The sequence below is a fragment of the Lewinella sp. IMCC34191 genome (assembly GCF_003390935.1).
In the GTDB taxonomy this organism is placed as follows: Bacteria; Bacteroidota; Bacteroidia; order Chitinophagales; family Saprospiraceae; genus Neolewinella.
In genome coordinates this window covers 497,592-510,859 of record NZ_QNQZ01000002.1, presented here as the reverse complement: position 1 = coordinate 510,859, position 13,268 = coordinate 497,592, and the positions used below count along the sequence as shown (strand labels likewise).

The 13,268-nt window shown below is 59.8% G+C and carries 13 protein-coding genes and 1 pseudogene; 2 read left to right on the top strand and 12 right to left on the bottom strand.

The genetic code is table 11. The features are described 5' to 3' along the window. Positions 1-6: 6 nt before the first annotated feature. The 10 genes and pseudogenes from DRW39_RS06635 to DRW39_RS22880 form a co-directional block, all read right to left on the bottom strand. Positions 7-1,563 (bottom strand): arylsulfatase, encoded by a 1,557-nt coding sequence (locus tag DRW39_RS06635; RefSeq protein ID WP_198664808.1) that lies wholly within the window; start codon positions 1,561-1,563, stop codon positions 7-9. A 32-nt stretch (positions 1,564-1,595) separates the two neighbouring features. Further along, on the bottom strand, positions 1,596-2,741 hold the full coding sequence (locus DRW39_RS06630; RefSeq protein WP_116106227.1) for a S41 family peptidase: 1,146 nt from the start codon (positions 2,739-2,741) through the stop codon (positions 1,596-1,598). A 237-nt stretch (positions 2,742-2,978) separates the two neighbouring features. Then, the gene (locus DRW39_RS06625) at positions 2,979-3,404 is read right to left on the bottom strand and encodes a VOC family protein (RefSeq protein ID WP_116106226.1); all 426 of its coding nucleotides are present in this window, start codon (positions 3,402-3,404) and stop codon (positions 2,979-2,981) included. Beyond that, the gene (locus tag DRW39_RS06620) at positions 3,401-3,778 is read right to left on the bottom strand and encodes a nuclear transport factor 2 family protein (RefSeq protein ID WP_116106225.1); all 378 of its coding nucleotides are present in this window, start codon (positions 3,776-3,778) and stop codon (positions 3,401-3,403) included. The genes DRW39_RS06625 and DRW39_RS06620 overlap by 4 nt, the downstream gene beginning before the upstream one ends. Before the next feature lie 18 nt (positions 3,779-3,796). Then, positions 3,797-4,252, bottom strand: coding sequence for a DUF1569 domain-containing protein (locus DRW39_RS06615; protein WP_116106361.1), 456 nt, complete (start codon positions 4,250-4,252; stop codon positions 3,797-3,799). A 161-nt stretch (positions 4,253-4,413) separates the two neighbouring features. Further along, positions 4,414-5,145, bottom strand: coding sequence for a class I SAM-dependent methyltransferase (locus DRW39_RS06610; RefSeq protein WP_116106224.1), 732 nt, complete (start codon positions 5,143-5,145; stop codon positions 4,414-4,416). Positions 5,146-5,755: 610 nt separating this feature from the next. Then, entirely contained in the window at positions 5,756-7,207 is a 1,452-nt protein-coding gene (locus DRW39_RS06600; RefSeq protein WP_116106223.1) for a hypothetical protein, read from the bottom strand. Between the two features lie 352 nt (positions 7,208-7,559). Continuing rightward, a complete protein-coding gene (locus DRW39_RS06595) occupies positions 7,560-8,159 on the bottom strand; it encodes an IS982 family transposase (protein WP_116106222.1) in 600 nt (199 codons plus the stop codon). 131 nt (positions 8,160-8,290) lie between these two features. Next, entirely contained in the window at positions 8,291-9,880 is a 1,590-nt protein-coding gene (locus DRW39_RS22885; protein WP_116106360.1) for a family 43 glycosylhydrolase, read from the bottom strand. Positions 9,881-9,952: 72 nt separating this feature from the next. Further along, positions 9,953-10,939: pseudogene (locus DRW39_RS22880) on the bottom strand (glycoside hydrolase family 43 protein); the annotation flags it as partial. 156 nt (positions 10,940-11,095) lie between these two features. Between DRW39_RS22880 and DRW39_RS06575 the strand changes: the two are divergent. Continuing rightward, complete coding sequence (locus DRW39_RS06575) at positions 11,096-11,611, top strand: hypothetical protein (RefSeq protein ID WP_157975973.1); 516 nt, start codon at positions 11,096-11,098, stop codon at positions 11,609-11,611. Between the two features lie 72 nt (positions 11,612-11,683). Here the strand turns inward: DRW39_RS06575 and DRW39_RS06570 are convergent, their stop codons facing one another. Next, positions 11,684-12,079: an ACT domain-containing protein gene (locus DRW39_RS06570; RefSeq protein WP_116106220.1), complete on the bottom strand. Its 396-nt coding sequence runs from the start codon at positions 12,077-12,079 to the stop codon at positions 11,684-11,686. 141 nt (positions 12,080-12,220) lie between these two features. On the opposite strand from DRW39_RS06570, the gene DRW39_RS06565 reads away from it, so the two are divergent. Further along, the gene (locus DRW39_RS06565) at positions 12,221-12,835 is read left to right on the top strand and encodes a trimeric intracellular cation channel family protein (RefSeq protein ID WP_116106219.1); all 615 of its coding nucleotides are present in this window, start codon (positions 12,221-12,223) and stop codon (positions 12,833-12,835) included. On the opposite strand, the gene DRW39_RS06560 is transcribed toward DRW39_RS06565, so the two are convergent. Further along, positions 12,832-13,098: a hypothetical protein gene (locus DRW39_RS06560; RefSeq protein WP_116106218.1), complete on the bottom strand. Its 267-nt coding sequence runs from the start codon at positions 13,096-13,098 to the stop codon at positions 12,832-12,834. The genes DRW39_RS06565 and DRW39_RS06560 overlap by 4 nt on opposite strands. Positions 13,099-13,268 lie beyond the last annotated feature (170 nt).

Genomic DNA, 13,268 nt, shown 5'->3' with positions numbered 1-13,268 from the left:
ACGGATTCAGACCCCTACCTGTCGTGCCCATACTTCGTAACGCCGGGACAGTTCCTGCACCGTATCCGGCAGGCTGGGCGCGATATCGTGCAGCTCGGTAGGGTCTTCGGCCATATCGAAAAGCATCCAGGGGGCGGTGGGGGAGTTACGCACGAGTTTGTACCGCCCGCGCCGGACGGCCGCGTGTCCGTAGTGCTCCCAGAACAGGGGGCGGCTTTGCTCCGCGGATGTTTCCTCCAACGTCGTGAGCAGGTTCAGCCCGGGTAACTCGCTTTCTTCGGTTGAAATGCCCGCAGCGGCCAGGGCGGTGGGGTAGAGGTCGATGACGTGGCCGTAGGCGTCGACCCAGTCGCTATCGGCCTGCGGCCCGTCCGGCCAGTGTACAATCAGCGGGGTGGCGATGCCTCCCTCTTCGGTCCACTTCTTGAATTTGCGGAAGGGCACGTTGCTGAGTTGGCTCCAGGGTTTCAGGTAGGCCACGTAACTGCCGGGCAGACCGATGGTGGCGGTATCCCGGTGCAGACCGCGACTGCTGACGTCTTCGGCGCAGCCTCCGTTGTCGGATAGAAATACCAGGAGCGTATTGTCCAGCTCGTCGCTGCCCTCCAGCTGCTCGATCAGGCGGCCGATGCCTTCGTCCATGCGGTGTACCATGGCGGCGTAGACCTCCATGCGCCGCTCCCACTGCATCTCGGGGCCCACGGTGTCCCAGTCGGGAATGCTCGTCTCCAGGGGGGGCAGCTCGTAGCGGTCGTCGATCAGGCCGAGCTCCCGCTGCCGGGCGTGGCGAACGTGGCGCAGGCTATCCCAACCAGCCGCGTACTTGCCCGCGTACAGCTGGGTAGTCGCTTCGGGAGCGTGCAGCGGCCAGTGGGGCGCGGTGTAAGCCAGGTAAAGGAAGAAGGGGGCTTGATCCTGATTCTCCTCGTGATCCTGCAGCACCTCTACCGCGAAATCCGTGTAGGCATCGGTAGCGTAGAAGCCGGTGGCGGGCGGGTACCAGCGCGCGGAATCCAGCACCATTTGTCGCTCGCGGTTCTGGTCGGTTCGCAGGTCGTAGTAGCTGCTGGCACCACTGATGAGGCCGAAGTAGCGGTCGAAGCCATAGTGCAGCGGCCAGTGTTCGGGACCTTCGCCCACGTGCCACTTGCCGGACATATACGTGCGGTACCCCGCGGCCCCCAGCCGTTCGGCGATGGTGGGAATGTCCTCGCGGAGATAGCCCTGGTACGGGCCCGGATCGGGCGCACTATTCGTGCCGCTGACCATCTTGCCCATGCCCGCCGTGTGGGGATACTGCCCGGTCAGCAGCGCCGCCCGCGTCGGACAGCAGCGCGCCGCATTGTAGAAATGGCGGAACTTGGAGCCGTTGGCCGCCAACCGGTCGAGGTTGGGGGTAGCGATCTCCCCGCCGTAGCAGCCAATGTCGGAGTAGCCCATATCGTCGGCGAGAATGAAGACGATGTTGGGGCGTTGGTCGGCCGGGGCGGAGGATTCGTTTTGCGGGGCGGGTGCGCAGGCCACGAGGGCAGCAAACGCGAGTAGGGTACAGCGGTGTCTCATAGGTCGAAGGTAGAACACGCCGCAATGACTATTTAATCCGTAATCCACTCCCGGAGCTGCTCGACCCAGTCGCGGTCATGTAGCAGCTCAATTTCGGCGGGTACGCCCTTGCCCTCGTAGGGGAGGTACCGTCGGTGGCGTTTGGTGGCCATCCGGAGTAGGTAGCGGTCGCAGCCGACGGACACCGATTCGCCTTGCAGCTCGTACGCCAGCACCCCTTTGGTGGCTTCCCCGGCGGTGACGACCCGCGACCACCGCTTCAGTCGCAGCGCGAATTGCTCGGCGTTGCTCGTGGTACCATGGTTGATCAGTACGTAAATGCGGTCGTAATGCCGCCGGTGCCGTCGTAAGATCTTGTAGACGATGTTGGAGTTGCGCACGCCCCCGCCGGTGTTGTCGCGGAGATCTACGATCAGTTGATCGCCGGTCAGGCTATCGGAAAGCGTGGCGTAGAAGGCTTCCGCCTCGCCAAGCACCGGTTGGAAGCCACTGAAGCTGCCCAGGCGGAGGTAATCGACACGGGTTGCCACACGCTGGTAGGCGTAAGTAGCTTCTCCTGAATAGCGCGCGAAAATCGTTTCGGTCGTATCGCGCCGCAGGCCCAGTTGGTGGAATTGGCCGTTCCGCACCTGCTCCTGGAAGGTGACCAGCCGGCCGTCGCCCGGGAGATAGCCCGTATACCGATAGCGAAAGTTGCCGAGCGGATCCAGGTAGGCCAGGGTATCTCCGGCTTGCCATCGGCGCTTGGGGGAATCGACCACGCGCAGCACCATCCCTTCGGTTCCGGCGGCCGGCTCCAAGGAAAGAACGTACGGCCCGGCGTAATAGCGTTCGCCCGTACTAAGATCGTTGTTCGGGGCGGCTCCCGTTTCCTGCGCTCCGTCGCCCAACGTATCCGCAGCGCTGCCGTAGATGGCGGTGTGGCCGTCGAGGAGGGTAGCTACCAATTCCGTCAACAGGCGGTAGCACGCCAGTCGGGACATCTCGGGACTCGTCCGGGCAGTGAGTTGGGCGAAGCGATCGGCGCAGCTGTCGTCGCGGCACCGGTCGCGGAAGGCCGGCAGCTCACGCAGCTCCGACCAGGTATCCTCCAATGCGGCTTGGCAGGAGCAGTCATCGTCTTGTGCGCAGAGACCGTGCGTAAGCGTCACCAGGAATAATAATAAAGCATATCTCATCCACGAAGTAGACGAGGAAGCCTTGCTTTAGGTTGTAAGCTACGGGCACTCAGGCACAGGGTCGAGACAGGTCGCGCCGAGATACCATGGAAGGTGCTCGTGTGCTACCGGTGAGCTATGAGCGTACTCGGAAAATACGAACCAGGGTCGAGGCGCTCCGCGAGGCTAAGTTTAGTGGAGAGCCCCATGCCCGATCCGGCAGAGAACCATCGTATTGCCAGCACGCAACCCACCCCGTCAAGCATTCTTCAGCGCTTCAATGTCAAACTTCTTCATCTTGCGGAAAGCCTCCATGACGCGCGGCCCCCGCTCGGGATCGCCAAGCAGTTCCGGCAGCACCGCGGGCACGATCTGCCATGACAGGCCGTATTTATCCTGGAGCCAACCGCAGTTCCCTTCCCGACCGCCGTTGGCGGTGAGGTGGCTCCAGTAGTAGTCGATCTCGTCCTGGGTGGCGCAGGTGATCACGAAGGAGATGGCCTCAGTGAAGGAGAACTGCGGGCCACCATTGAGACCCATGAAGGTCCGGCCATTCAATTCGAAGTTCACCACCATCGGGTTTTCCGAGAGGATGCGCGCGTCGGGGAAGATGGAGCAGTAATAACGGGCGGCTTCACTGGCGGTCCCGTCGAACCAGAGGCAGGGATGGATGGGCCGGGTCATGCGGGCTGTTTTTTAGACATCGGTGTCTCGCGTTCCGTAATGCAGTAAGAATGGATGGAGATGATTCGGTTGGACTCGTCGAAGCGGTAGACATCGCAGGAAGACGCGCGGGACACCAGCTGTCCGTCGCGGATGAATTCGGCGGTCCCGTTGATGGCTACTCCGCTGTCGTCTTCGATCACCCCGAGTTGCCGGAAGTCAGTGGTCACGCTGGCGAAGTAGGCCGCGATCGTACGGCAGAAGGCTTCGATTTCCCCCTTCCCCGTGAGGTACTGTTCGCCCGGCGTGTTCCAGATGGTTTCCTGCGTTACGTACGGCAGGCACGGCTCGAAGTTACCGGTGGAAAAGGCTTCGGCGATGGCTCGTTTATCCATGGGGGTTGCAGTCTTGGATTAAACCCCGAATTGCCGAAGGTGATGATCCATGTGTTTATAGGCGAAGATGCCGATCTGCTTCTTGGTCATTTTGCCAAAGAAGTCGTGGAGGTCAGCTGGATTGTTGAAATGGGTGAAACCGCTGATCGTTTCTACCAGCTGTTGCTTCTTTATTGCCAGCTCACCATGAATTTCCTTAACGAGAAATGCCTTTCCGGTGGGGATGTTTTTCCCGATGGGCCGGTCGTCCCGGGTGAAGTAGCGGAGCGCCCGGCGTCCGAAAATTTTGCCCAACAGATCGTGGCGATAGGAGATGGGGTTGTCTACGCCCAGTATCCAGCGGTTCCAGATGAGACAGTGAACGGTCATGTGAAACACCTTCATTTTACCCCATAAAGGTGTTGCCAAGGGATCAAGAGCTTGTATCCGGCTGATTAAGGCTTCGCGGGTGGCGGCGTCGAAAATGGTGGTCATACCTTTGGAGGAATAAGCCTTAAAGGTAGCGGGAAGGAAAAAGCCGTCGATTGTCATAGGACAAGAAATCCGGGGACGAATTCGCACGAGCATAGTCATCTCCTAACCCGCCAATAGCCTGACTACAAGTCGGGAACCGGGAGGGGGGCACGCACCCTTCCCTACCCCCGCTTCACCGCCCGCAGACACATAAAAGCGGGAAAGGCATTCAATTCCCGGAAGTGCTTCGGATCCCGCTCCTCGAATTCGGGCACCGGGCGGGGTTCCAGCAGTTCGTCCAGGTAAAAGCCGTTGTGGAGCAGGGGCTGCAGACAATCCTGCAGTGGCCGCCGGTAGCTGTCCACCTCGACGGGCTCGCCGAAGCCGGACCAGGTCGCGCGCACCGCTTCCACGTCGAAGTAGCGCTCCGATTTGAAGTAGGTGTACTCGTAAAAGGGGTGCTCGATGGACATTACCAACGTGCCTTCCGGTTTGAGGACCCGGTGAAACTCCCGGATCGTCGGCCCCCACTCCGGTACGTAGTGCAGGGCGAGGGCGCAGAGTACCAGGTCGTAAGCCGCATCACCGCAGTGCTGAAAGGGCTCCGCCAGGTCCTGTATGTAGAAGGTGCCCTTGGCGCCATTTCGCTGCCGTGCGAACTCCACCATTTTCGGACTCAGATCGAAACCCGTCACCGTGGCACCGCGCTCGTGGAGGATCTCGGCGTACTTCCCCGGTCCGCAGGCGGCGTCGAGTACGTCTTTACCCTTTACATCCGGAAGCAGCCGGAGCGTATTCGGCCGGTCGTAAAAGGCGTTGTGGGGTTTGTCGTCGATGCGGGCGTGGTATTCCCCGGCCATGGTCTCGTAGGCCAGCAGGATGCGCCGGCGCAGGGACCGTTGTTGCTCCGTCATGTATTAAAGGTAGCTCGAAAGGAGGTGGTGCCAGGTATTGCTTTTCGTGCAAGGAAGTAGGCTGTGCATGCGGAGATGGGGGCACTAGGAACAATACGATTTATGCGACTTTCCGATCATTGGAATACACCATTTAATCTTTTAAAAACTCGTATATGTAAGCACAAGGAGCCTGACGCGTGTCCTTTGTTACCCTGGGGTGGCTTTCCATAATCTCGGCTTCGGTCCAGCCGTCATCCAAGCACTCCATTAGGAACGCTACCGACTACCTGGTTCCCTTTACAGCCGGTTATTCCGGACTATACCCGGCACGAAGTGGTTTGAAGATTTAGGTCGCTGCTATCTTCGTTCAGATCAAGGCAGCAAACGTAGGCGACACCGAAGTGTCGGCGAGGCTTGCTAACGCCGGGAGCAAGCGATAAACGTCCACCGCGAAGCAGCAGCGCCAGCTAAACCACTTTGTAACGGGGATTAAGATAACGGTCCCTGCAGGACTCCTCCGCTCCGGTAGGGTCTCCATAGTAAAGCATAGTGCAGAATCGGTCGAATTAATACCAATTGCCACCAGACCCGCGTTCACCAACAGTAGTTCGAAACGCGCAGCTTTCCTCTACTCTCCACCCCGCACCACCTCCACCCCACGAAACATCACCGGATTGTCACTCACCCGCAGGGCCTTTCCGCTCGCGGTGGTGACTTCCTTCAGGATGACCCGCTCGGGAAGTTGGTAGGGATAGCGTTCGACGTAGGTGCTGTCCGTTCGCTCCCGGTTGAAGTCGGCGAAAAGGGCTGGCCCGGGGTTGTCGTCCGGTAGTCCGGAATCGTCGATGTGGAGCCCGGCGATGGTAATGGTATTCGGCATATAGGATACGTAGCCAAAGTCGTGCCGCCCCGAGTAATAGCCGTTGATCACCGCCGCGCCGGCGTTCGTGGGTACGTAGGTGCAGTCGCGCAGCAGCATTGGGCCCCGCCAGCTACTGCCGTAGTCGGACCGGAGGTTAACGAAGCGGCCGCCCCGCACCGAGGTGTTCTCTACGGTCAGGGTGCCACTGCCGATGGCGTTGATGCCCATATGGCCCAGGGTCGAGTTGCGGATGGTCGCGTTGGCCACCCCCTTATGGGCATCGAATCGGGAGAGCACGCAGCTGTCGTACACCAGGTTCTTGCAGTAGTTGGAGCCCATGATGCCCCAGTAGGTGCGGTCGTGGATGTCGTTGGTTTGGGTGCAGTTCACGAAGGAAACGTTGAGGGCCCGGTTGGCCAAAATATCGTAGCTGCCCATGCTCACCTCGGTACCGGCCCGGCCGATGGTGGAGTAGGTTTTATGGCCGGTCAATACGCAGTCGCGCACCGTTACGTAGGCGCATTCCCGGACGTTGATGAAGCCCCCGTAGGGCGCCCCGTGCTTACCCTCCCCGATGATGCGGTGCTGCAGTCCGTCGACGATCACCTGCGACCGCTCGATCACGATGTTGCGGGCGTAGTAGGTGTACTTCGATTCGGCCTGATTGGCTACGGTGATAAAACGGCCGCCGGTGATGCGCAAGGTATCGTTCTCGATGGGGCGGGCACTAATCGCGGTGACGCGGTCGAAGTCCCAGATAATGGGCGTTTGCGGGTCGACAGTCCCGTCGGCGTTTACTACGAAGATGTCGGTCTGTGGTGCCCCCTGGTCCTGGTTCGCCCCGTAGCGGATGTAGTGGCGCACGGAATCGTTCGTCACCGTAACCAGACTGACGGCGGGGAGCGTAATGGGCAGGCGTTCCTGGCCGCGGCGCAGGGTGGTGATCCCCTCCGGCACGAAGGTTTCCTTCCGGGAGCCGACCGTGAAGACCGGGGCGCCGATGTTCTCCACTGCCGTATCGTCGATGATGAAGGTGGCTGTCCCGAAGTTGGTCGGCGTGAGGATTAGCGCGGTGCGATCCGCATCGCCGATGTAGTAGATTCCTCCATCAGCGCGCACCGGTATGCCGTGGTCATTGGCGTAGGCGTGGGCGGCCGCGATGGCTGCGCTGGCGTCGGTCATGCCGTCGGTGGGGGCTCCGAAGTCGCGATAGGTCACGTAGCCCCGCTCGCGGATGGTACGCGCTGCTTCGGGATCTGGCTCGGAGGGGGCATTTCCTGGGCCGCCATTACAGCGGTGAAGAACAGGGAAAAGAACAGCAGGGTGTAACGCATGATTGAAGGGATTCTCGGACGGGACGGCTTCTTATCGTAGCAAACCGGACTGGGGTATAAGGTAACGTGAGGTTGGGGCTATTTGAGCAGTTTTGGCAGCAAAACAGCCGGCTTTTGGTCCATGAATGAGTAAGCAGCCAATGTGCCTAACATATGTGCCAGTGCATTTTGTGGACTGCGATGACGGGTATGATCAATGTCGAATATGGTCATTAAAATATTGAAAACGGACTCAATTATTCCGCGTTTGAATAACGCATATTTTCTTTTAGCGGCATAAGTTTATTCTTCATGCTTTTGCGAATCCGGGTAACCAATTTTATTCCCTGTTCGTACAGTTCTGCAAATATGCTTGAGCTATATCTTTTGTCGCCATAACAGTTTCCCGTCAGTTTGGCGAACAGCGCCCGCAATACGCCGGCGTTGGCATCCGCTACGTTGCCGGGAGTACCGGTGAAGTTCATTGCCTGTCCCAGGTTATTGATGATCAGATGCAGCTTCAGGCCGTAGAACCAGCCCGTTGAGGTGTATCCGCGCTCGGCCAGACCGCGGAAAACCTGGTGCTGGTGGATACGGCGGTTGTGGCACACCGGCAGTTTCTTGGAGTCAACAAAGTAGGTACCCGTAGTCTCGCTGTTCAGGCACCTCCATTTGGCAAACACATACAAATGAGGTACGGCTTTGGTAATTAGCTGTAGAAAGCGCCGATAGCCGACCTGGCGAGGAAAATAGGTCCGTAAATCATGGGCCATCATATCCTCATAATAATACTCGAAGCATTTGTAGCCGGAGTATTGATAGAAAATAATAAGGGTGAGTACTTCACTAATGCTCATAATGCCCTCAAAGCGGCATTTGCCTCCAACCTCACGTCACTTATGCAATAACTCGGCCTGGAAGGCCTCGACCTTGGATCGCCGGGTGGAGGAGGCATATTTCCAAGTACCCAGCCTTCCCCCTCGCCGCGTCATTTCCGCCGCACCAACGCCACGTCATCCACCAGGCAAAACGCCCCCGCTTCCCCGTCGGCTAAAAACCCGATCTCCACCGCATTACCGGTCACCCGGATGTTGTCGACCCGGATTGTCGTCCACTCGGGGTTGGCTTCATTGACGGTCGCGGTAAAGCGCTCCCCGCCCGATTCGGCGTACATCTCCAGGCGGTCGAAGCCGTCGCTGTTCTTCACCTTGGCGGTAAGGACGTAGCGGTCGTCAGGGAAGGTCACGTAGGGGGAGGAGGTGATCGTCTGGTATACCCGGCGGACGAAGGCCACCGTGTCGCTCATGTTCAGGCTGCGTTCGCCGATGACGTGCTTGCGTTCGGCTTCCGTGTTGGCGTGGTTGAGTTTGGGCCCCAGGGTGTCGAGCGAAATGGGCGTACCCTCCACGACTTCCGTCTCCCATCCCCGCAGGAAGGTCTGCACGGGTTTGACCTGACTGGGGATCTGCTTGCGGTCCGCTTCGAAGCTGGCGTTGACGGCCCAGTTGTTGTCTTCGGCCACCCGCCATTCGCCGGTTTCGGCGTTGAGGTCCCAGGAGTTGAGAGAGTTGAAGTAGGGCCGCTCCCCGTCGAAGGAGAGGGGAACCCACTGGTTGTAGCCCAACCCGTTGCCCGCAAAGTCGGCCCAGCGGTCGCCGCAGAAAATGACCGTGGTATCCCTGGTGCCGCGGACGGTCACGAAAAAGCCGGTCTGGGAAATGTGGGCGTAGTCGGCCTCCGCGCCCGCGAAGACCTGCATGTCGTTTTCCGGCAGGTAGGTGCCCATCACGTCGTCGGCCATCAGGTAGTAGGCCAGGGAACCGTCCCAGCCGTAGAGCTGCGAGGCGGCCAGGTAGTACTTGTCCTGGTACTTAAACATACAGTTGCCCTCACGTCCCGCTCCCCGGAAGACCTGTTTGTAGTCGAGCAGGGTGAGGGTATCGTTCTGCAACCCGATCTCGGAGAGGTAGATCTTGTGACGCCCCTGCCCGTAGCTGTACACGAGGTAGGACTTCCCGGTGTCCTCGTCCGTGAAGACCGTCTGATCGCCGGTGTTGGAGGTCCCGATCCAGCTTTCCATGCTTTTGTGGTGGCTCACTTTAAAGGGACCCAGGTGGGAGTCCGCCACGGCAAACAGCACCCGCGCGTTATGCTGAATGATCAGGACGTACTGGTCCGCCTCCTCCACGTAGGCCACGCCCATGCGCCCGAGCCAGCCCCAGCGGCGGTCGGAATCGCCGTAGACTTCGTCAGGGGTAAGTACGTGCCCCTCGAAGGTCCAGTCCACCAGATCGGTGGAGGAGTAGCAGCTCACCCCCGCGAAGTTGTTGCGTGGCTGGGTGACGCTGGGGTCCTCCCGGTACCGTTCGGCCTGCTCGTAGTGTACGCCGTACCAGTAGTATGTCTCCTCGCCCGTTTCCGGGTCGGCAAAGGTGAAGATGCCGCCGCCCTGGCTGTAGATCGGCTCCCCGTCGGCGGTATCCCAGAAGGTATCGTTCTTAATGTTCTTGAACTGGGCGTATGCCGGGTGTAAGCTCAGGGTGAAGAGTAGGAGGAGTAGGTAAGGTTGGATTTTCATGGGTGTGCTGGGTACTGGTTGCTTGGTGCTGGGTGCTGGGTGCTGGTTGCTGGTTGCTGGTTTCTGGTTGTCCGGATAGTAACTGCCGACTACCCGCAGTTTATCTTCGGAAAGATCCACTTCAAACAGCTTAGGATGCCGGATGTACCGCCCATTTACCGAGCGGTGACTGTGCACCGACATCAAATCCTTCCCCCCGAACGAGCGGAAGAGCATCCCGTGCCCGAAGTTATCCGGCGTGATCGGCTCCGGCTCCTGCGTCCACGGACCTCTCAGGTTGCCACTTTCGGAGTAGGCCACGCCCTGCACGTAGATGTCGTGTACCCAGCTGGTCCAGATCATCCCCAGCCGGCCGGTCCCGGTACGAAACAGCCAGGGCCCGTCGGTCACCACGCTCGGACCTACGGTTCCGTCGTCCCGCTTCTGCCGGCTCCAGGGGGAGTCGCTGGCGCGGAAGAGCAAGGTGGCTTCGCCCACCGTGCCGCTGAGGTCCGGCTTCAATTCGATCATCTCCATGGTGCCGTTCTGGTTCTGCAGCCACTCGTAGCAGTAGACCATATAGGGGGTGCCGTCGGTGTCGACCCAGAAGGTACCGTCCAGGGTGGACATGTCGGCGGGCAGGTAGGTGCTGTCGACCATGGGCACGTAGGGGCCGTCGGGCATATCGCTCACGAGGACGTGGCTGGCGCGGCGCTCGATCGCTTTGCCGGCGACGGTATCGATGATGACGTCGCGGTTGGTGAAGGTGGCGAAGTCGTAGTACTTGCCTTTATATTGGTGTAGTTCGGCGGCCCAGATCATGGGGTCGGGGCCCATCCAGCTTGTGGGGTCGGTGGCGACGATCCGGTATGGGCCTTCCCAAGTGACGAGGTCCGCGCTCTTCCACATCCAGCCGCCGGTGCCGGTCATATAGTAGGTCATCGTAGCCGAATCGGCGAGGATGGCCGGGTCGCTCAGGCGTATCGAGTCCAGGGGGAGGTCGAAGCGCACCGGACGCTGGCCGAAGGACAAACAGCTGCAGGCGACCCACAGGAGCACAATAGGAAGGTGATATTGCATGATACCAGTAAGGTAGAGATTTTCACCAACGGTATAGGGACGTATTCACGGCTACGGGTAAGGAATGGGGGGGTGGGAAAAGCAGTCCACTGCCAACTTCAGCGGGTATATCAACCGTCCCCGGGGGTATTCGCTCATTAGGCAAAATCCCCACCTATGAGAAAGTTTACCCTGCAGGCCATGCTGCTATTGACGATTACCTGGACGAATGCACAGGACCGCCAACCCCCATGCTGCCAAACGATAGACCGTACGGTGACCGAGCTGCTTCAACTAATCTCGAACGAGCCGGGAGAAGCAAATGACACGGCGGCGATCCGGGCGCTTTTCCTCCCGACCGCCCGGTTTACGGTGCATACCCAAGATATGACGGTCGATAACCCCCTGCAAACCGCCGATCTGGACGAGTTTCTTCGGTATATGCAGGACCCTTCCTACGATGAGGGCTTTGAAGAGAGAGAAATTTCCCGGGTCGTGGATGAATACCGCAACATCGCTCAGGTTTTTCAATCCTTCGCGGCAACGGAAGGGGATACCCCCCCGGCAAGGGGCATCACCAGCTACCAATTGGTACGTGTCGATGATCGGTGGCGGATCGCGAGCCTGGTCTGGACGATGGAGTCAGCCGATGCCCCGATACCCGATAAATACCTGGAGTACGCAGCTCGGTAGTCCGGCGAAGGAGCAAGCACCTGACGCAGGCAGAAAAAGTAGTTGCAAAAGTCTGCCGAGGTACGGTCCCGGTTAGGTCCCGGCCAGCCCCCGCAGAACCTCCAGCGCGTCCTCCGCATTCTCTTCGGCTATGAACAGGTGGTCATGGTAGTAGCCGGCGATCACGTTACAAGCCATCCCCCGCTCGGCCAGGGCGGTGGCGACGGCCGCCGTCAGGCCCACGGCCGCCAGGTCGGAATGCACGAGCAGGGTGATCCAGGCGGCCGCGAAGGGGTAGGGGAGGCCAAGCCCGTCGGCAATTTCACGCCGGAGGATCAGGGTCGTTCCTTCCGGCTCCCGGACGGTAGCTACGGGGAGGGCGAGGTCGATACCGGCGGTATCCTGCACCGTGGTGAAGACGTAGGTGCCTGGCTTGCGTTCGGGAGAGAGATTAGCCAGCAGTCGGTTAAGGTTTTGCTCCGGGGGCATGGGGAAATGATTCAGGGGAGTATTCGCTAAGCGGTTATCGGCGGGCACTTTACCTGCGCTCCGGCGCCATCCTTTATATGCAGGTGCGCCTGGGCCGGCCTGCTTAAGGTACCTTGGCGCTTCGGATAAACCCGGCTCTATATGGACTACGCCGTACTGACCATCGATTACCTGGGCACCCTGGTCTTCGCGATTTCGGGCGCGCTGGCGGGCCTACGGTCGCGCTTTGACGTGTTTGGTGTATTCATCATGGCGCTGGTTACGGCCATCGGCGGGGGTACGCTGCGCGACCTGCTGCTGGGCAGTACGCCCGTCAACTGGTTGCTGCACCCGACCTACGTGTACATCGTGATCGGCGCGGTGGCGCTCACTTACCTCTTTCGTACGCAGGTGGTGGCGCTGCGGCGCAGCCGTTTCCTCTTCGATACCATCGGCATCGCCCTCTATACGGTGGCCGGACTCCAGAAGGCACTGGATTACGACCTGAGCCCGCTCATCGCGGTGATGCTCGGCGTGGTATCGGCAACTTTCGGTGGGGTCATTCGAGACGTCTTATCGGGGGAGCCACCGCTCATCTTCCGCCGGGAGATATACGCCAGCGCCTGCCTGGCCGGTGGGGTCGTCTTCCTGCTGCTGAGCACTGTGGTCGGCGAGACGGTCAGTACCATGACGGCCAGTCTGGTGGTCTTTCTGATCCGCTTTTTCGCCGTTCGGAATAAGTGGTCGCTGACGATCCCGGTGCGGAAGAGGGGCTAGACCCGATCGGTTACGTCCCGCTCGCGACGCAGTACGCCGTCGTCCAGCACCACGCGGGCGTCGTAGAGGAGAGTATCGCCGTCGGTGATGGCGCTGATGTCGAGGTCGCGGCCCTGAAAGGCGCGCAGCATCACTTCGGAGTAGCCGGTGGGGGCATCCTTCCAGGCGTCGGTGGCCAGGTCGTCATTGTAGCGGTCCACGAGGTCCTCGTCGGTGAGTTCGATCAGGTCGTTTTCGAATTCCTGTAATTGTCGATTTTCCATGATTGGGTACTAGGTTTTCCATCATACCGCCGGGAGGTAGGGTTGGGTTCGGATACGCTGGTGGATAGGTGGCGCGTGAAAGCGCTGATAAGCTACATTGCCGGGGTGCAGACAAAAGTATTGCTGGAGGTTGTCACTACGCAATCGATTGTGTATTTTCGTTCCGATTT